Origin of the sequence: Paraburkholderia sp. RL17-337-BIB-A (genome assembly GCF_046025895.1) — a bacterium.
GTDB classification, from domain to species: Bacteria; Pseudomonadota; Gammaproteobacteria; order Burkholderiales; family Burkholderiaceae; genus Paraburkholderia; species Paraburkholderia fungorum_C.
Genome location: NZ_JARESY010000002.1, coordinates 82,376 through 99,311, shown reverse-complemented (window position 1 = coordinate 99,311; position 16,936 = coordinate 82,376). Strand labels below are relative to the sequence as shown.

The following is a 16,936-nucleotide window of genomic DNA, read 5'->3' as shown; positions in this document are numbered from 1 at the left end:
GAACCGCATCCCGAGGCGCGACACAAGATCGTCTGTTTAAAGTATTCTTCGAACGCGTTAAAGCTGTGTCATGAATGCCGTTTATCGATTGATAACGGCGGATAAAATCTGCTTCCAATCCGCTAAGACGACGCGGCGAACGCAGCCAGACTCATCGGCATACTCTGTCGACATAACAAGCGACTCATACAATACAAACAGAGCTTCGGGAAATTCATGCATCGATCGTTAGTGCGTACCGGCGTCGCGGCCGCGGTCACCTTTGCCTTGATTCAGCTCGGTGGTTGTGGCGGTGGCGGCTCCAGCTCGACGTCATCGAGTACGCCGGCCGTCACGGCCACCACGGTGAGCGGCACGGTCGCCACCGGCACCGCGGTCGTGGGCGCGACGGTCACGCTGACCGATGCGACGGGCGCTCAGGCCACGGCTACCACCAATACCCAAGGCGCATATGCGATCTCGGTGAAGGGCATGACCGCGCCGTTCCTGATCGTCGCGACTGACGCCGCCGGCATCTCCGCGCCACTCGTCTCCGTGCTGGCCAGGCTGCCGAACGGCACGGCGCCGGCTGTCGCCAACGTCACCACGCTGACCACCGCGATTGCCGCCATGCTGACCGCCTCGGGTAATCCGACCGACCTCGCGTCCACCAAGGCGCTGGCCAACGTAACGTTGCCGTCCGTGCAGATCGCCACCATCACGCTCGACACGATGCTGGCCAAAATCCTCGCGCAGAACGGCATTCAGACGGCGGGCTTCGATCCCATCGGTACGGCATTCACGCCGAACCACACCGGCGCCGACGCGGTGATCGACACGGTGTCGCTGGTATCGGCGGCCAATGGTGGCGTGCTGCTGCTGTCGAATGCGGCGCCGGGCACGACCGTCTCGCTGAACGACCAGACTGCGCAATCGGTCACGCTGGCAGCGCCGCCGGTGGCGGCAAACTATCTGGAGCCGCTTGCGTCGCTGCTGACTGCCTGCGCGGCGAACGGCACGCTCAACACATCATGCTCGCCGGCAATCGACGCCACGTTCCTCGAAAACGGTTCGGCCGATCTGGCCGTCGGTCACGGTCTGACCGATGCGAGCATGAGCGGCGCGGTGTTCGGTTCGCCGAAGACCCTCGCCTTCTTCACGCGCAACGGCAAGCAGCTTGCGCTCGTGCAATTGCCGGTCACACTGGCGAACGGCGCAACCGCTGGCGTGCTCTACACCGTTGCACAACAGCTGCCCACACCGGTCACGCTCGCTAACGGCACGCAGCTCGGCTGGGATCTGGTCGGCAATCAGTCGCAATTCGCTGTGTCGATCATGTCGCAAATCCAGCGCCGCACTTTTCTCGATTCGAAGCTGAGCGACGTGAACCGTTACGAGTCGGGCCTCAAGATTGCGATTCCGACTGCTTCGAATCCAACGGTGTATTCGGCGTCCGTCACGGGGCCTGGCCTCGCTGCGCCGGTCTGGCTGATGCAGCGCAATGCGTCCGGTAGCGGGTCGCTCGGTCTGTCGGATCTGCCGTTGAATGCGGCGCCAGTTTCTCCGGCGTTGACCAATAGCAATACGGCGCTGTATCGCTGGTCATGGCAGTCGTTGTCGTCGACGGCGAACTTCACGCCGGCATCGTCGAGCGGCTACTACGCGCCGCAGCCGATCGACGCGAGCACCGTGCCGCTCTATGCGGCCTACACCGTCACGTTCTACGACAACAACGGCGCGCAGCTCGGTCAGTCGTCGATCATCAACCCGGGTAGCCCGTTGAACGCCGCGGCAGGCAGCACGGTCGCGTGGCCGACGCTGCTGCCGGACTTCGCGACCCAGTTCCTCACACCAGCTGGATCGCTGGCCGGGGTGCAGTACGCGATGAGCGTGACGTGGTCGAGCGTCGTGACGGGACCGAATCCCACCTACCCGGTGTCGTCCGTGCAAATCCAGGCCTCGCCGGGAACGGGCTCCGGATCGACAACTGCGATCGACGGCTTCTCGGTTGGTGCACCGAACAACACGACGGTCGGTCAGTATCAAACCACGGTCCATGCAGGGGTCGACCCGCTGGGTGTGCAGACTTGCACGAATTGCCCGTTCCCGGCGTTGACGTCCGGTGGTTCGCGGCTCGTGCAGTTGGGTGGCGGGCGCAATGGGACTACGTACTACGATATGACGGAGTACAACGATTAGCACAAGGCGAACCACGCCTGGACTGCCAGACGCCCCGCAAGGGGCGTTTTTCATTTCAGCCGGCCCCTCGGATCGGTAGCTCGCCTGTGCTGTACTTTGTTCTCAGCTTCGCTTTGACAAACGTTTTTAGCACGGTTCGTCGCAAGACGTCGACCGCATTGGCGAGGTGAGGCATGTTTGACTTTCATTGCTCATTTCGAGCTTCCCGCGTCTGCTCGCTGCGTTGCCTGTGACGCTTGAGCTGTTTGTCGCCATCGTGGTTGTCGGTCTCATTGTGGGGGTGCCTACTGCGCTCGTTGGAATGAGCTCGCCCAAGGTTCTGAGCGGCAGCGTCAAGTTTTATATCGGCGCATTCCGCGGCACGCCGGCGCTCGTGCAACTGTTCTTTCTCTATTACGGCTTCGGACAGTTCTCTTTTATCCGACACTCCATAGTCTGGCCGCTCTTGCGTGACCCATTCACCTGTGCGGTCATTGCTTGGGGCTGAATTCGGGGCGTACACAGCGCGCATCCTGACGGGAGCGCTGTCCGCCGTACCCAAAGGCATCGTGGAAGCTGCCGAGGCGCTCGGATTGAGTCGAGCCTCCATACTCACTCGTGTTAAGGCACCCATTGCCGTCCGTATTGCACTCCCCGCGTACGCGAACGAAACGATTCTGAACCTGAAGGCGACGTCGCTGGCGTCGACGGTGACCATCATGGAATTGACGGGAACGTCGAAGCTTCTGGTCAGTGAAACCTACGCGCCCTATGAGATTTTCGTCGGCGCGGGAATGGTTTATCTGGCGATGACGTTCCTCCTGTCGCATACGTTCCGGATTCTCGAACTGAACATTGCACGCAGAACAGGGAAAGACGTCAACGTCGTCAACCCTCGAAAGCCTAAACAACCCGCAATGCTGAAGTCTTCAGATTCCGGCGACACTCACGCGGCCTAGTCCTCGTGTAACGCAATTTTTTTGCGCGGACTCATGCTCCCGAGTTCCTTGCGCAAAGTTAATGGAGAAACACAAATTGCTTCGGTTTCTGACACTTGGACCAACTGGCAGCAATCACGAATTTGTGACCGCTCGATACATTCAACATCACGGTCTGGAAGGACGCGCGTCGATGGCGCTGGTGTTGAGCTTTGACGAAGCGGCACGGATGGTGATTGACGGCGAAGCCGACTATATCGTTCAGGTTGCAGTACACCCTTCGACGGCTGACATCGTCGCGAAGTACCGCAAACAACTTTTCGTCATTGATGCCTTCGTCTCTTCCAGCAAGGACATGGCGGTTGTGACCCGCATTGATGTCGATACACCTCGAACGCTGGCGCTTCAGCCGGCCACGCGCGACTATGTCAATACAGATGGACTGACTCTGATTCCGGAGACGTCGACAGCATCGGTTGCGGATGGACTCCTTTCGGGCAAATACAAAAGCGGTCTGACGTACTCGTCCCTTGCAACCGAGAACCCCACGCGATTCAGAATCGACGAGCGAATCGGAACTGTCGACGACCCATGGATTGTGTATGGCCGTGAGCGGCTATCTGACGGCCAGGTTGTAGCCTGGAAGGAGAGCCCGGCGGCTCAGGCATTCCACGCCCAGACACTTACGCGGCTTGACACCTGAGCCGCTCGATGCAGAGGATTTGCGCCATGAATACAGTGCCGAACAACAAGGCCAGCTTGAACCCGCGGACCGAATGTCCATTGCCGAAACCGTTTTGAATCAAACGAGTCGCAGCTTCGGATACGTGGCGCTCGAAGGCGATAGTCCGGTAGGCGTGCTTCTCATGACAGAAGGAATGGCAATATACGCAGGAGGCGCATTCGGGCAGATTACCGAGTTATACGTCCGACCGGAATATCGGTCTCGCGGGCTGGCCGCTGCGCTGATCCGCGAAGCCACGAAATTAGGCATGAAACGAGGATGGAAACGACTCGACGTCGGCGCGCCTGGCCAGCCACGTTGGGCCCGCACGCTGGCGTTTTATCTGTCCGTGGGTTTTGTCGAGGTGGGACCACGGTTACGTCTTGACTTGTGATGCCGCCCGTCAGGCAAGTTGGCAGCACTAAAGCATGAACATCGGTGAGGTTAAAAATGAGCAAGATTGAGCGCCTGCGATTGCCCGAAAACGATGATACGTTCGGCGGCAACAAGCTTTTCGACCTTTTCCAGTATTCGCCTGCTGTGTCGGCGAACGGTCTGGTCTTCATTGCAGGGCAGGTCGGGCTGCGAGCGGACGGGTCCATTCCCGTGTCGGCTCAAGAGCAAATTGATTTGGCGTTCAAGCGTGCTGAAGTCATTCTTCGGAACCTCGGTCTTGACTTCACCGACCTCGTCGAACTGGTTTCGTACCACGTGGACATAGCGTCACAACTCGGTGATTTTCGGGCCGTAAAGGAGCGTTACATCCGTTCCGACTTCCCTGCATGGACGATTCTCGGCGTGGCATCGCTGGCGCGTCCCGAGTTGTTAGTCGAAGTCAAGATGGTCGCGGCGCTGCGGAAATAGGGGCGAAGTCTGGCAGCACATTGCGGATTGACCGAACCGTGCAGCGGATTGGCTGACAACAGGACTTGCGCTGGATTAAAAAAAAACGCCCCATGTGGGGCGTATTCTTGTGCGGCGGTTGCGGCAGCGCTGCGACGCGGTTTAAACGACGGCTTCGACAATCGCCTGCGTATTGGCGGCTCTCATCAGCCCTTCGATCATCTTCGCTTCCGCATTCGCAATCTCGTTCAACGATGCGACGGCCAGTTGCCCGTCCAGAATCGCCAGCGCTGTGCAAAGACGGGCGTACTCGCTGTCTTCGAGAATCCAGGCGCCGTCGTGATGTTCACGCGCGTCGAGCTCCACCATCGCCGCATGCGCGCTTTGGATTTCGGCAATGACCTCTTCGCCGAGTCCAACACGCGCCAATTCTTGCGACACCAGCAAATGCCGGCTCAAGGTCGTGTGTAAATCCCGCGAGCCCTGGCCGCGCCGGAATGCATCGAGCGCGGTGTAGCACTGCAGGAGCATCGCCGCGGTGACCGGCTCGTGGGCGGTGCGGCTATAGGCCAGCGCGCGCAACAGCGGGGACATGGCCGGCTGGGTGTGCTTGCGGACTCGCGATTTACTGGACATATTGATTCAACCTCCTTCGCTAACTCTCGGCTTTGCCACCGAATGTTGTGCTCTCCGGTGGCACGCCGCCGATGCGCCGGCGGCACGACAGGCCCTTACTGTGAGTCTGTGTAGCCATCATGGCAAGCAACTATTAAGACAGACTTAAACGGCTCAAAGTCTCGATTGTGCGCGGCATCTCGCCGCGCGCGAACGGATTTTCCGCCGCGACAGCGGCGCCAGCGCCGAAATGCAACGCTGCCATATAAGTTCGAACCCGCTAAATACAAGCCACCTTTGCCGCACTGACGAAAAAAAAAGCCCTGTTCTCGCGAGGGAACAGGGCCGGACAGGATGGAAGAGTCGTACAGGCGCGTGGATGCGTGCCGACTTTATAACCACCACAAACTAACAAAGCTGTTGCTACCTGAATTGCTACTACCAGATCGCAGCTTGGTCCCTCGCATTCAACATCGCCTCGCTGCAACCCCCTGCTGATTGACGCGCGCATTGTTATTTCGATTGCGCGCCGTTTGCATTGCTTCGACTTCCTACTGCTTTACTGCACTGCCACGTCAGACAACCGCGGCAAACTGCCATCAACGGTACGGTTCAAAACAACGCGGGGGAAGACCGCGTCGATGGGCGCGGTGACTTGTCGCTCCATGGAAAACAGTTTATGTGAGCGGACCCGGATGCAATTGCGCGAAACGAGGGGAATTGGCAGGCTAGTTTGGCGAATCGGCGCAGCGTGCCGAATTTCGTCAGACGTAAAGGGCGCGCAACGTGTGCCGGTGCACGCGGCGGGAAAGGTCCGCGAGAAAGCCAAGACCTGAACAGCGGCTTATTTAAGCCATCATTTTGCGCCTCACCCGCGCGCGGCAAAATCGCTGATTGTCAGCAATACCTTTTCACCCGGCCGCGCCAGCATTTTTCTCTCGGCCACCGCGGTAATGCGTTTGCGCCCATCCGCGAAGGTCTTCAGTACGCGTTCCTCACCGGCACCAGGTTGCAGCCAGAAGTGCTGTTCCAACGCTTCACGCGTGACAGCGCACTCGAGGTCTCGACCTCGCGTCGAAAGCTGGAAAATCACCGCGCGTCCATCTGCCGAGACGCTGGCTTCACGCTCGATAATCTCCATAGCCCACCTCGCAAAGTTTCGTTGAGCCGCTCGATCGGCGGATGAGGCAAAAGCAAACCGCATGCCAATGAATGCATAACCTGCATCGCGGATCGTGAAGACGTCCAGCAATGAAATCGCGAGGCTTAACCATAACCCGCATGGTAAAAAGGCGCTGCACACGCGACAATTCACGACAATTCTTACTCACCGCCCGCGCGCCCGAACCTTACCCGCATGCCCGTCCAAGAACCTGCCCTCACCCTGCGCCCGGCGCTAGAAGGCGACGAGCCTTTTCTCTTCGAACTGCGCAAGGCCACCATGACGGAGCACCTGGCGCGCGTCGGCGAATCCATCGACGATGCCCAGCATCGCGCGCGTCTGCGCCATCGCTATGACACGGCGCGGGTGATTTGCCTCGACGGCACGCCGGCCGGTTTGCTAAAAGCCTATCGTACCGAGAACGAATGGATCGTCGTGCAATTGCAGATCGCGCCGGCGCATCAAGGGCACGGCATGGGTGAGCGCGTGCTGCAAACCGTCTTGCTGGCCGCGCAGGCTGACGCCCTGCCGGTCACCCTCAAGGTGCTCAAAGGCAATCCCGCGAAGCGCCTGTACGAACGCCTCGGCTTCGAAATCGTCGACGAAGACGAAATACAGTTTCACATGAGACGCGTGCCACGCGCGTCAGCGGAAACACGAGCAGAATGGATGTCTGAAAAAGACTGAGCCACAACGGACCCTGTTATGACCTCTCGCGACACCTCAGCCATCGAAAGCTGGCACGCGCATATTTACTTCGATGCAGGCAGCCGCCACGCCGCGTGGACCTTTCGCGAGCAAATCGAAGCGCATTGGAACGGCAAACTGCAAATGGGCCGTTTTCACGAACGTCCGGTCGGACCGCACCCGATGTGGTCGTATCAGCTCGCATTCACGCAGGAGCAGTTCGCCGAGCTGGTCGGCTGGCTCACGCTGAATCACGGCGCGCTGGATATTTTTCTGCATCCGAATACCGGCGACGCCTTGCGCGACCACCGCGACGCGGCGGTGTGGATCGGCCATTCGCATGAACTGGTGCTGAGCGCTTTGACCTAAGGCCAAGTGTTTTCAGACACCGGATCCTGACGCGCGGCCGCGTGCGCCGTCACATATTCGAATACGAACTGCACCAGCCGCGCGCGGCGACCTGCTTGTCGCCGAACAGCGTGCAGCCACCGTAAGCGTCGGTGGCCTTACCCTGAAATAGCGAACAGTTGGCACAGGTTTGTCCAGCGGCGTAGTCGGGGAATTTCGCTTTATCGACCTTGGATGCCTCTTCTTTATAGCCGACGGCTTGCGCCTTTGGATCGGCTTCGCTCAGCGCGTTCGCGGCGTCGGCGAACGCGGGGCGGGAGAGCATGAGCGCTGAGCTCACGCCCACACTCAGCGTCAGAAAATGGCGGCGTGAGGTTTTCATCGTTGTGGTCATCGGCGGAATTCCGGCAGGGCCAACGGGTTGGGCGGTCTGCGCAGATTCTAGCGCGAGCACCCACTTTTCCGCTGGCAGACGCACAAGGTCTCCGGCGGCCGAGCCACTATCACAGCGGCGTTTTCAGCGCGTCGATCAGGTCAAGCAGATCGTAAGGCTTGCGTAGCAGGATGGCATGCGGCAACACCTTGCGCTGATCCGGCGTCAGCACGAGATCGTAGCCGGTCAGAAAGATTACGCGCAGATCGGGCCGGGAATGGCACACATCCAGCGCGAATTCGAGACCTGACTTGCCGGCCAGCCCCACGTCGGTCAGCATCACGTTGACCGCGTGTTCGCTGAGCATCTGCTTGGCATCGTGCTCGCCTTCGGCCTCCAGAACGTCGAAGTCGAAGCTACGCAGCAGCTCCGCGGTGCTCACACGAATCAGCTCGTCGTCCTCCACCAGCAGAATCCGCAACCGCTCATCCACGGCGAAGCTGTCGGCGCCCTCCGGCATGACCGGCGGCTCGATCTGCAGATCTTGCGGGTCGAGCGCGGCGGTTTCATCTAGCTGCGGATTCTGCGTTTGCAGCACATAGCGGACTTTGCGCGCCAACGCTTCGTGCGTGTACGGCTTGCTGAGCAATTCGATGCCCTCGTCGAGCCGGCCGGAATGCACGATCGCGTTATCCGTATAGCCCGACGTAAACAGCACGGCAATGGCCGGCAGCCGCTCGCGCGCCTTGCGGGCGAGTTCGGTGCTGCGCAGCGGTCCTGGCATGACCACATCGGTAAACAGCATGTCGATCGGCACACCGCTTTCGACGATCGCCAGCGCGCTTTGCGCGTCTTTCGCCTTCAGCACGCGATAGCCGAGATCGCACAGCATTTCGACGACCGTGGTGCGCACTTCCTCATCGTCCTCGACCACCAGGATCGTTTCCGTGCCGCCCTTCGCGGGCCCGGCGTCGATATTCGTTTCGAGGTCTTCTTCCTGACGCACGCGCGGCAGATAGATGCGAATCGTCGTACCGTGGCCTTGCTCGCTGTAGATCTTCACATGGCCGCCGGATTGCTTCACGAAGCCATACACCATGCTCAGGCCCAGACCCGTGCCCTGTCCTTCCGGCTTGGTCGTGAAGAACGGTTCGAACACGCGCTCGCGCACTTCCGGCGACATTCCCGAACCGGTATCCGTGACCGCGAGCATCACGTATTGGCCCGGCGTGACTTCCGCATTGCGCTTGGCGTACACGTCGTCGAGCGCGGCGTTGCCGGCTTCGATAGTGAGTTTGCCGTGGCCGTTCATGGCGTCGCGTGCGTTGATCGCCAGATTGAGCAGCGCGTTCTCGACCTGGAAGGGATCGACCAGCGTATTCCACAAACCACCGGACACGATCGTTTCGATTTCGACGCCGTCGCCAAGCGCGCGCCGCAGCATGTCGTCGAGTCCACGCACGAAGCGGCCGAGATTGACGACCTTCGGCGCGAGCGGCTGGCGCCGCCCGAATGCCAGCAATTGCGACGCGAGATTCGCGCCGCGCGCCACGCCCGCCAGTGCATTGCGCACGCGCTGTTCAGGCTTGTCGGAGCCGGCAACGTCTTTCGCGAGCAATTGCAGGTTGCCGCCGATCACTTGCAGCAGGTTGTTGAAATCGTGCGCGACGCCGCCCGTCAGCTTGCCGATCGCCTCCATCTTCTGCGCCATGCGCAGCGCCTCTTCCGCGTGGTGCAGCGCCTCAGTGGTTTCCTTGTCGGCGGTGACATCTCGGCCCACGCCGTGAATCCGCGCGGTGTCCGGATCGAGCGCGAGCGTCCATGCGACCCAGCGCCAGCTGCCGTCGATCCGCTTGAAGCGGTTTTCGTAGCGCACCGGCACACCCGTGCGGCGCAGTTCGGCCAGGTGCGTGCGCACGGTCTCGATGTCGTCCAGATGGACCAGATCGAAGTAGGAACGCGACATCAGCCATTGCGCGTTGTGTCCGAGGGCGCTGCTCCACGACGGACTCACGCGCTGCAAGCGGCCTTCAACGTCGGCCACGACGAGCAGGTCTTCGCTCAGTTCCCACAGCCGGTCGCGGTCCGCCACCGTCTCGATCACGCGGCGCTCGAGCGTCTCGTTCAGATCATGCAGCGCGCTTTGCGCCTTGGTGCGTTCGGCAATTTCGGTTTGCGCCGCCTGATAGAGGCGTGCGTTGTCGATCGCAATCGCCGCCTGAGCCGCGATACCGGCCACAATCCGTTCGGCACGCTCGGTGAACACAGCGGGTTCCGGATGGCCGAAAAACAAGCCGCCGACCACTTCGCCGCTGCGCGATTGCACCGGCACGGCCAGATAGCTGCACACCTTCAGGTGGCCTTCAGGCATGCCACGATGCGGCGAGTTGTGCCCATAACGCGGATCTTTGGTGATGTCGTCGACGCGAACGATGCCTTCGCCATTGAACGTCGGCGCGAACACCGCCGTGTTGCGCGGCATCGGAAACTTCTCGAACGCTTCTTTCGGCACACCGGAGAGCGTGTACAGCATATAGCTGCCGCCCACCTGGTCGACTACGTTGTAGAAGAACGAGCCGAATGCGGCGCCGGTCAATTCCGTGGCGGCGTCGGTCACGATCTGCACCGCGCGGTTCAGATCGAGTTCGGCCGCGACCGTCGAGCCGACGCGGTTGAGAATTTCGAGCGTGCGCGATTCCTCGCGCAGCTTCATCTCGGTCTCGCGACGCAGCCGTGCGAGTTGCAAATTGCCCGCCACGCGCGCCAGCAGTTCGCGGGCGGAAAACGGCTTGGTCAGATAATCGTCGGCACCGTGTTCGATACCGTCCACGCGAGCCTCTTCGCCCGCGCGCGCGGACAGCATCAGTACCGGCGTGTCGCGCAAGCCGGGATCCGCGCGCAGTGCACGCAGCAGGCCGAAACCGTCGAGGCGCGGCATCATCACGTCGGACAGGATCAGGTCGGGCGGCGCGGCGCGTGCCGCTTCGAGCGCCGCCAGGCCGTCGCTGGCCAGTTGGACGGTGTGGCCGGCCGTGCGCAGAATGCGGCTCATGTATTCGCGCAAGTCGGCGTTGTCGTCGACGACCAGCAAGCGCGCGGCCGCCGTTGGCCCGACCGCAGGGGCCGCCTTCCCGGCCGGCGTCATGGCGGACGACGCATCGGCGAGAATTTCGTTCTCCGGACTCCAGCGCAATGCGGCATCGACATAGGTGCGCGCGTGCTTGCTCATGGCGGCGCGCACCGCTTCGTCCGCGGCTTCGTTTGCCGCATGAGGCAGCGCCACGCCGCGCGGCAGCGTGACCGTAAAACACGCGCCCTCGCCCAGACGACTTTCGACCTGTACGGTGCCGCCGTGCAGCTTCACAAGCTCCTGGACCATCGCGAGACCGATGCCGCTGCCCTCGACCGAGCGGCCGGGCGCACCCGCCACACGATGAAAGCGCTCGAAGAGGCGCGGCATTTCGTCTTCCGCAATGCCGATACCGGAGTCGCTCACGCTGACTTCGGCACCGCCGCCCTCGATAGCATGGACCACGACCCGGATCGTGCCGAAGAACGTGAACTTATACGCGTTCGACAGCAGATTCATCACGACCTTTTCCCACATCTCGCGGTCGAGTTGCACGACGATCGGCGCGGGCGGAATCTCCACCTCGAGCCGCAAGCCGGCTGCCTCGATAGCGGACTGGAACAGCGACGCGAGTTCGGCCGTGAAAGCGGCGACGTCGGTCGGTTCGGTGTGAATCTGGATGCGTCCCGCCTCGATCCGCGAAAAGTCGAGCAGCGCGTTGACGAGTTTCAGCAGACGCAAGCCGTTGCGATGCGTGATCTCGATCAGCGTGCGGTCGTCGGCATCGCTGCCGGGACGAGGGATATCCGCGCTCGCACCAAGCCGCGGCTTGGCGAGCAATTCCTCGAGCGGGCCGAGCATCAGCGTCAGCGGCGTGCGGAATTCGTGGCTGATGTTCGAGAAGAAGGTGGTTTTCGCGCGGTCGATTTCGGCCAGCGCCTCCGCGCGCCGCCGCTCTTCCTGGTAGGCCTGCGCGTAGCCGATCGCCGCGCCGATCTGGCCGGCGGTCAGATTCAGGAAGCTGCGATAAGCGTCGTCGAAAAGACGGCAAGGATTCAGACCGACGATCAACAGCACCGCCGGCGCCGTCTCGCTACCCGCCGACACAGGCAGGATGACCGCTTGCTCGGGCGCGAGGTGCCACGGGCCGCTCGGCAAGGCCATGCCGAAACGTTCCGTCAAGCCGCGCACCATCTGCGGCGCCTGGCGCTTCAGCACGTCCGCGAACGGCCACACCGGGGCGCCGGCCAGGCTCATCGATTCAGGCGCCGCCGGATGACCCGGCTCGATGCCGCACGAGCCGACTAGCGTGACCGTGCTGCTGCCCGGCTCCCCTGCATACAGCAGCGCGAAGGGAAGATCTTGCGGATTGGACTGCAACGCACGCGCGCTCAGTTCGCACGCCTCACGCCAGTCGCGGCCATTCGGACTGGCTGCCGCCAGTTCCTTCAACAGCGCCAGTTGCCGTTCACCGACCACCTGCATGGTGTCGTCGCTATTGGCGCAGAGGATGCCGCCGGCCTCGCCGTCGTCGCCGGGAATCGGACTGTACGAGAAGGTGTAATACGTTTCCTCGGGGAAGCCGTTGCGCTCCATGATGAGCAGCTTCTGTTCGACGAAGATGCCCTCCGCGCCTTTGAGCGCGGTATCCAGGAGCGGCTCGATATCGGCCCAGATTTCACGCCACACGACTTGAGTGGCCTGACCGAGCATGGCCGGGTGCTTGCCGCCGATGATCGATTTGTACGCGTCGTTGTAAAAATAGAGAAGCTCGTCACCCCAGCCGATCCAGATCGGCTGACGCGAAGTCAGCATGATGCGAATCGCGATCTTCAGCCCTTGCGGCCAGTTCTCGGGTGCGCCGAGCGCCGTCTGCGTCCAGTCGTGGGCGCGGATCAGCGCACCCAGTTCACCGCCGCCGGCAAGAAACGACGGCGTGACGAGGTTCGCGGGCGTTCCCTCCTCCGACATGACCCTGTCCGGCTTTTTCAACGCGATCTCCTACGCTGCTGTTTCGAATTCGTGCGGACTGGAATAGCAAAAACAAGGCCAGGCACGCCGGACGGCTGCCCGGCGGCAGCCAATCGACGTAGCGCGATTCTCGCATGGAGCGGCGTTGTGGAGGAAGCTGGGGTGACGCGCGAAAGACTTGAAATGAAAGGGTTTTTAGATCAACCCCATGCAAACGGCAGCGACGATCGATCCCATCACCAGCACGGCGCCGACGGTTTTGCGTTTGTTCAGCTCCGTCCACAGCAGGACGCCTGTGAGCGACAGCAAAATGATGCTGCCCGCCAGCGTATCGATCAGCAGCACCCAGCCGACGCTCAAGCCAACGCCCTTGTGCAGATTCGTGAGCATCGCGAGAAACGAGTTTTCGCTGCGCTTGACTGTCACGTAACCATTGCCGACCCAATACTCAGCGGCCGTGTTTTCATGCGGCGCCGCGAAGTTGAGCTGCCAGTGTTCCGGTTGGACCATGGTGCGGTCTCCCCACGCGACCGGATGCGCGGGCTCTTTCTGCACGCGGCCCGGGTTGCCGGCGAGTTTGAGTTCATGCTTGAGCCACTTGGCGAGTTCGCGCGGCGTCTCCGGTGCCGGTTGCGGCAACGGCACCTGCACGACCGACACCTGCGGCTCGCCGGTCGACACTTTGAGCGGTCCGCCACGATGATTCAGCAGAAAGCCCGTGGTGCCGAACAGCAAACCCAGCGCCGCCCCCCACAAACCGATCCAGCCATGCACTTTGCGCAGCCACTTGACGAAGGTAGCGCGGCGCGAACGCTGCTGCCGCGCTTTCAGCTCCCCTTGGTCGAGCCGCTGCGGTTCGCTCGCTTTGGCGTCGATGTCCGCAGCCGGTTGGAATTCAATAGCCTCGGGTGCGCTCACGTTTCGCTCCAGGTACGCAACAGGTTGTGATAACAGCCGACCAGGCTGCGGCGCGCCGCATCGTCGGCATGCGTGGCGTTCAGACGTTGAATCGCCGTGTCCAGATCGAATAGCAACGCGCGCTGTGTGTCGCTGCGCACGAGGCTTTGCACCCAGAAAAAGCTGGCGAGGCGCGCGCCGCGCGTCACCGGCGTGACCTGATGCAGACTGGTGGCGGGGTAGACGATCATGTCGCCCGCCGGCAGCTTGACCTGCTGCACGCCGTAGGTGTCTTCGATCACGAGTTCGCCGCCGTCGTATTCGGCGGGTTCGGAAATGAACAGCGTCACCGACACGTCCGTGCGCAGCTTGATGCCGTTGGGCAGCACACGCACGGCACCGTCGACGTGACTGCCGAATTCCATGCCGCCCTCGTAACGATTGAAGAGCGGCGGGTACACCTGGTTCGGCAACACCGCGCTGATGAATAACGGGTTGCGCTCGATCGACGCGAGAATCACGTCGCCGATCTCGCGCGCAAGCGGCGAATGCTCGGCGATCTGCTGATTGCGTTTGACCGGCGCGCCCTGATAGCCGGCGGTCGCGCGGCCATCCACCCACGCATCGCCGGCGCCGTCGAGCCGTTCGCGCACGAAGCGCAACTGCTCGGCGTTCAGTACATTCGGAATGTGCAGCAGCATGTTGGGTTTCCTTTGCCTCGTTACGTCGGCTTGCCGTGTGTGGAACGGCAAGCCTACCGTATCAATGAGGCAGCTTTAGAACCGGTAGTCGAACGTTGCCAGCAGCGTACGGCCGATACCCGGCACGGAACGGCCACCGTCCGACGGAATCAGCGCGTCGTAGTACATCTTGTTGGTCAGGTTCAACAGGTTCAGACGGATGTCGTATTGCTTCGCGTGGTACGCAGCGGTCGCGTCCCAGCGCGTGTAGCCCGGCACCTGCACGTAGTTCGTGTTCGATGCATAACGCGGCGACATATAGGTCGGGCCGCCGCCGATTTCCCAATGCGGCGTGATCGCATAGGTACTCCAGAGCGTCAGCGTGTTGCGCGGCGTGTTGGCCGGTACGTGCCCTTGCGTGCCGTCGAGCGCCTTCAGGATGATGGCGTCCATGTACGTGTAGCCGCCAAAAATCTGCCACTTGTCGGTGATATGACCGGTCACGCCGGCCTGGAAGCCGTCGACGCGGATGTCGCCGTCAAGCTCGTATTCGGTCGGCGAAACCTGCGTGCGGGCGTTGGTCTTTTCCTCGCGGAAGAACGCCGACGTGACCGAAAGATTGCCGCCGAGCAGATCAAATTTCGCGCCGACTTCATACGACTTGGTCGACTCGGGCGCGAGGTTCTGCGTCAGGTTCGTCACCGTCAGCGCTTCGAGCGAAGGATTGAACGACGTCCCGTACGAGACGTAATACGACTGCCAGTCGGTCGGCTGATAGATCACACCGGCGCGCACGCTGGTGAAGAAGTTGGTTTGCGTCGCGTAGCCCGGCAGGCTGATCGTGTTGTGGATCTGCGCCTGGAAGCGATCCCAGCGCAGGCCGCCAATAAACTTCCAGTCGCGGCCCAGCGAGATGGTGTCGTTGACGTACGCGCCAATCTCGTTCGAACCCGAGTCCGCGTAGTTGCCGACCGTCGTCGTCACGCCCGCGGGCGACGAAAGATACGGCGGATTCACCATCGAAACGACCGGCAGGTTGTTCCGCGTGGATGCCTGGTTCGAATAGCTGTCGTGGCCGAGGTCGATACCGGTGATCAGGTCGTGCTTGATCGGACCGGTGTCGAACTTGTATTCGAGCATCGTGTCGTTGTACAGCGAGTGGTTCTCGATGACACGGTCGTGGCTTTGCAGCTTGATGAACAGTTGCGACGGCGATAGCGTCGTGAAATTGCCGTTCGTCAGCGCGGTGCTGCTGGCAAGCGGGCCCGTCAACACGGATTGCGGCGCGGTTTCGCGCGCGTCGGTCATCGAGTGCGAGAACTGCGTCTGGTTCGTCAGGATCAGGTTATCCGAGAACTTGTGCTTGACCCCCGCAGTGAAAGTCTGGACGTCCTGAATCGTGCGGTCGGTGGTCAGGCCGTAGAAGGTGTTCTTCGGCACCGGCGACGGACGACCGTTCAGCGCCTGCACGCCGTAGTCGGGCATGTCGTAGTTGTGCTGGATCAGCGCGGAGATCGTGACTTCAGTCGGCGTGCCGATGCCGAAGCGCACTTCCGGCGCGATGCCGTAGTCCTTGTTCTTCATCTCGTCGCGCGTCGAGCCGAGGCTTTGGCCGAATGCGTTCAGGCGGATCGCCGACGTGTCGGTCAGCTTATGGTTGACGTCGACGGTGCTGCGATATTTATCGTCGGTGCCGATCATGCCCGAGACTTCCGCCGAGTCCTTCAGGTTCGCTTTCTTGCTGACCTGGTTGATCACGCCACCGGTCGAGCCGCGGCCGAACAACATCGACGACGGGCCGTACAGCACCTCGAGTTCCTCTAGGTCGAAGGTGTCGCGATAGTACTGGTTGCGATCGCGGAAGCCGTCGAGATAGATGTCGTTCTGTGCGGTAAAGCCGCGCAAGTTGATGTTGTTGCCGATCTGACCGCCTTCGGCCGCGCCGATCGTCACGCCCGGCGCATTGCGCAGCGCGTCCTGGAACGACGTCGCACCTTGTGAGGCCAACACCGCTTTGTTGATGACGGTGACGGTCTGCGGAATATCGCGCAACGCGGTGGGCGTCTTTGCACCCACCGTCGCGCGTTCTGCCTGGAAGTCCTGTTGTTCGGCTTGCGCTGCGACGCCGATGGTCGGCAAGGTTGCGTTGTCGCCTGCTGCGGTTGTCGGCGCGTTTTGAGCCGAAGGCTGCGATGCGGGTTGCGGAGCGTTTTGAGCCGAAGGCTGCGGAGCCGTCTGCGCGACGGCGGGCGTGGCAAACGGAACGGCAAAGGCTAGCGCTAACGCAGCCACCAGCGGCGTGTGATTGAACATGGGAAATCCCGTCAGAAGTGCGCTTGCCAGATCCGCATGGTTCGGCATGGGATCAATGACAAAACCGCAATTGGCTGGCTGCCGGTCTCCTGCTGAGGGCAAAGACGACGGGATGGCTGGCTAGTTGGTTAAATGAGAATCGCTATCATTCCACATGC

At 61.6% G+C, this 16,936-nt stretch carries 15 protein-coding genes; 8 read left to right on the top strand and 7 right to left on the bottom strand.

Annotated features, from left to right (window positions below; genetic code table 11):
• The first annotated feature begins 216 nt into the window (after window positions 1–216).
• The 6 genes from P0D84_RS21450 (at window position 217) to P0D84_RS21425 (ending at window position 4,683) form a co-directional block, all read left to right on the top strand.
• The gene (locus tag P0D84_RS21450; RefSeq protein ID WP_408340163.1) at window positions 217–2,178 is read left to right on the top strand and encodes a hypothetical protein; all 1,962 of its coding nucleotides are present in this window, start codon (window positions 217–219) and stop codon (window positions 2,176–2,178) included.
• Between the two features lie 187 nt (window positions 2,179–2,365).
• Window positions 2,366–2,665, top strand: coding sequence for an ABC transporter permease subunit (locus tag P0D84_RS21445; RefSeq protein ID WP_408340161.1), 300 nt, complete (start codon window positions 2,366–2,368; stop codon window positions 2,663–2,665).
• On the top strand, window positions 2,652–3,116 hold the full coding sequence (locus tag P0D84_RS21440; RefSeq protein WP_408340159.1) for an ABC transporter permease subunit: 465 nt from the start codon (window positions 2,652–2,654) through the stop codon (window positions 3,114–3,116). Before P0D84_RS21445 ends, P0D84_RS21440 begins: the two co-directional genes overlap by 14 nt.
• Before the next feature lie 172 nt (window positions 3,117–3,288).
• A complete protein-coding gene (locus P0D84_RS21435) occupies window positions 3,289–3,798 on the top strand; it encodes a hypothetical protein (protein ID WP_408340157.1) in 510 nt (169 codons plus the stop codon).
• Window positions 3,788–4,213 carry a GNAT family N-acetyltransferase gene (locus P0D84_RS21430; protein ID WP_408340155.1) on the top strand — a complete coding sequence of 142 codons (426 nt, stop codon included), beginning with the start codon at window positions 3,788–3,790 and terminating at the stop codon, window positions 4,211–4,213. The genes P0D84_RS21435 and P0D84_RS21430 overlap by 11 nt, the downstream gene beginning before the upstream one ends.
• Window positions 4,214–4,269: 56 nt before the next feature.
• A complete protein-coding gene (locus tag P0D84_RS21425) occupies window positions 4,270–4,683 on the top strand; it encodes a RidA family protein (protein ID WP_408340153.1) in 414 nt (137 codons plus the stop codon).
• 141 nt (window positions 4,684–4,824) lie between these two features.
• Here the strand turns inward: P0D84_RS21425 and P0D84_RS21420 are convergent, their stop codons facing one another.
• The gene (locus P0D84_RS21420; protein WP_408340151.1) at window positions 4,825–5,298 is read right to left on the bottom strand and encodes a hypothetical protein; all 474 of its coding nucleotides are present in this window, start codon (window positions 5,296–5,298) and stop codon (window positions 4,825–4,827) included.
• A gap of 847 nt (window positions 5,299–6,145) precedes the next feature.
• Window positions 6,146–6,418, bottom strand: coding sequence for a DUF1488 family protein (locus tag P0D84_RS21415; protein WP_408345888.1), 273 nt, complete (start codon window positions 6,416–6,418; stop codon window positions 6,146–6,148).
• Window positions 6,419–6,634: 216 nt separating this feature from the next.
• Between P0D84_RS21415 and P0D84_RS21410 the strand changes: the two genes are divergently transcribed.
• Both P0D84_RS21410 and P0D84_RS21405 read left to right on the top strand, forming a co-directional pair.
• Window positions 6,635–7,126, top strand: coding sequence for a GNAT family N-acetyltransferase (locus P0D84_RS21410; protein ID WP_408340149.1), 492 nt, complete (start codon window positions 6,635–6,637; stop codon window positions 7,124–7,126).
• A gap of 18 nt (window positions 7,127–7,144) precedes the next feature.
• Window positions 7,145–7,495, top strand: coding sequence for a DOPA 4,5-dioxygenase family protein (locus tag P0D84_RS21405; protein ID WP_408340147.1), 351 nt, complete (start codon window positions 7,145–7,147; stop codon window positions 7,493–7,495).
• 49 nt (window positions 7,496–7,544) lie between these two features.
• On the opposite strand, the gene P0D84_RS21400 is transcribed toward P0D84_RS21405, so the two are convergent.
• The 5 genes from P0D84_RS21400 to P0D84_RS21380 all read right to left on the bottom strand — a co-directional run bounded on the left by P0D84_RS21400 (window position 7,545) and on the right by P0D84_RS21380 (window position 16,778).
• Window positions 7,545–7,856 (bottom strand): high-potential iron-sulfur protein, encoded by a 312-nt coding sequence (locus P0D84_RS21400; protein ID WP_408345885.1) that lies wholly within the window; start codon window positions 7,854–7,856, stop codon window positions 7,545–7,547.
• 121 nt (window positions 7,857–7,977) lie between these two features.
• Complete coding sequence (locus P0D84_RS21395) at window positions 7,978–12,888, bottom strand: response regulator (protein ID WP_408340145.1); 4,911 nt, start codon at window positions 12,886–12,888, stop codon at window positions 7,978–7,980.
• 195 nt (window positions 12,889–13,083) lie between these two features.
• Window positions 13,084–13,806 carry a PepSY-associated TM helix domain-containing protein gene (locus tag P0D84_RS21390; protein WP_408340143.1) on the bottom strand — a complete coding sequence of 241 codons (723 nt, stop codon included), beginning with the start codon at window positions 13,804–13,806 and terminating at the stop codon, window positions 13,084–13,086.
• Window positions 13,803–14,486, bottom strand: a complete 684-nt coding sequence (locus tag P0D84_RS21385) for a Fe2+-dependent dioxygenase (protein ID WP_179740031.1) — start codon at window positions 14,484–14,486, stop codon at window positions 13,803–13,805. The genes P0D84_RS21390 and P0D84_RS21385 overlap by 4 nt, the downstream gene beginning before the upstream one ends.
• Window positions 14,487–14,561: 75 nt before the next feature.
• Window positions 14,562–16,778: a TonB-dependent receptor gene (locus P0D84_RS21380; RefSeq protein WP_408340140.1), complete on the bottom strand. Its 2,217-nt coding sequence runs from the start codon at window positions 16,776–16,778 to the stop codon at window positions 14,562–14,564.
• Window positions 16,779–16,936: the final 158 nt, after the last annotated feature.

Excerpts from the sequence above, each read along its gene's own strand:
- P0D84_RS21450 (WP_408340163.1), top strand. The coding sequence starts at position 217 with ATGCATCGATCGTTAGTGCGTACCGGCGTCGCGGCCGCGGTCACCTTT.
- P0D84_RS21435 (WP_408340157.1), top strand. The coding sequence starts at position 3,289 with ATGGCGCTGGTGTTGAGCTTTGACGAAGCGGCACGGATGGTGATTGAC.
- P0D84_RS21425 (WP_408340153.1), top strand. The coding sequence starts at position 4,270 with ATGAGCAAGATTGAGCGCCTGCGATTGCCCGAAAACGATGATACGTTC.
- P0D84_RS21420 (WP_408340151.1), bottom strand. The coding sequence starts at position 5,298 with ATGTCCAGTAAATCGCGAGTCCGCAAGCACACCCAGCCGGCCATGTCC.
- P0D84_RS21415 (WP_408345888.1), bottom strand. The coding sequence starts at position 6,418 with ATGGAGATTATCGAGCGTGAAGCCAGCGTCTCGGCAGATGGACGCGCG.
- P0D84_RS21410 (WP_408340149.1), top strand. The coding sequence starts at position 6,635 with ATGCCCGTCCAAGAACCTGCCCTCACCCTGCGCCCGGCGCTAGAAGGC.
- P0D84_RS21405 (WP_408340147.1), top strand. The coding sequence starts at position 7,145 with ATGACCTCTCGCGACACCTCAGCCATCGAAAGCTGGCACGCGCATATT.
- P0D84_RS21400 (WP_408345885.1), bottom strand. The coding sequence starts at position 7,856 with ATGAAAACCTCACGCCGCCATTTTCTGACGCTGAGTGTGGGCGTGAGC.
- P0D84_RS21395 (WP_408340145.1), bottom strand. The coding sequence starts at position 12,888 with ATGTCGGAGGAGGGAACGCCCGCGAACCTCGTCACGCCGTCGTTTCTT.
- P0D84_RS21385 (WP_179740031.1), bottom strand. The coding sequence starts at position 14,486 with ATGCTGCTGCACATTCCGAATGTACTGAACGCCGAGCAGTTGCGCTTC.
- P0D84_RS21380 (WP_408340140.1), bottom strand. The coding sequence starts at position 16,778 with ATGTTCAATCACACGCCGCTGGTGGCTGCGTTAGCGCTAGCCTTTGCC.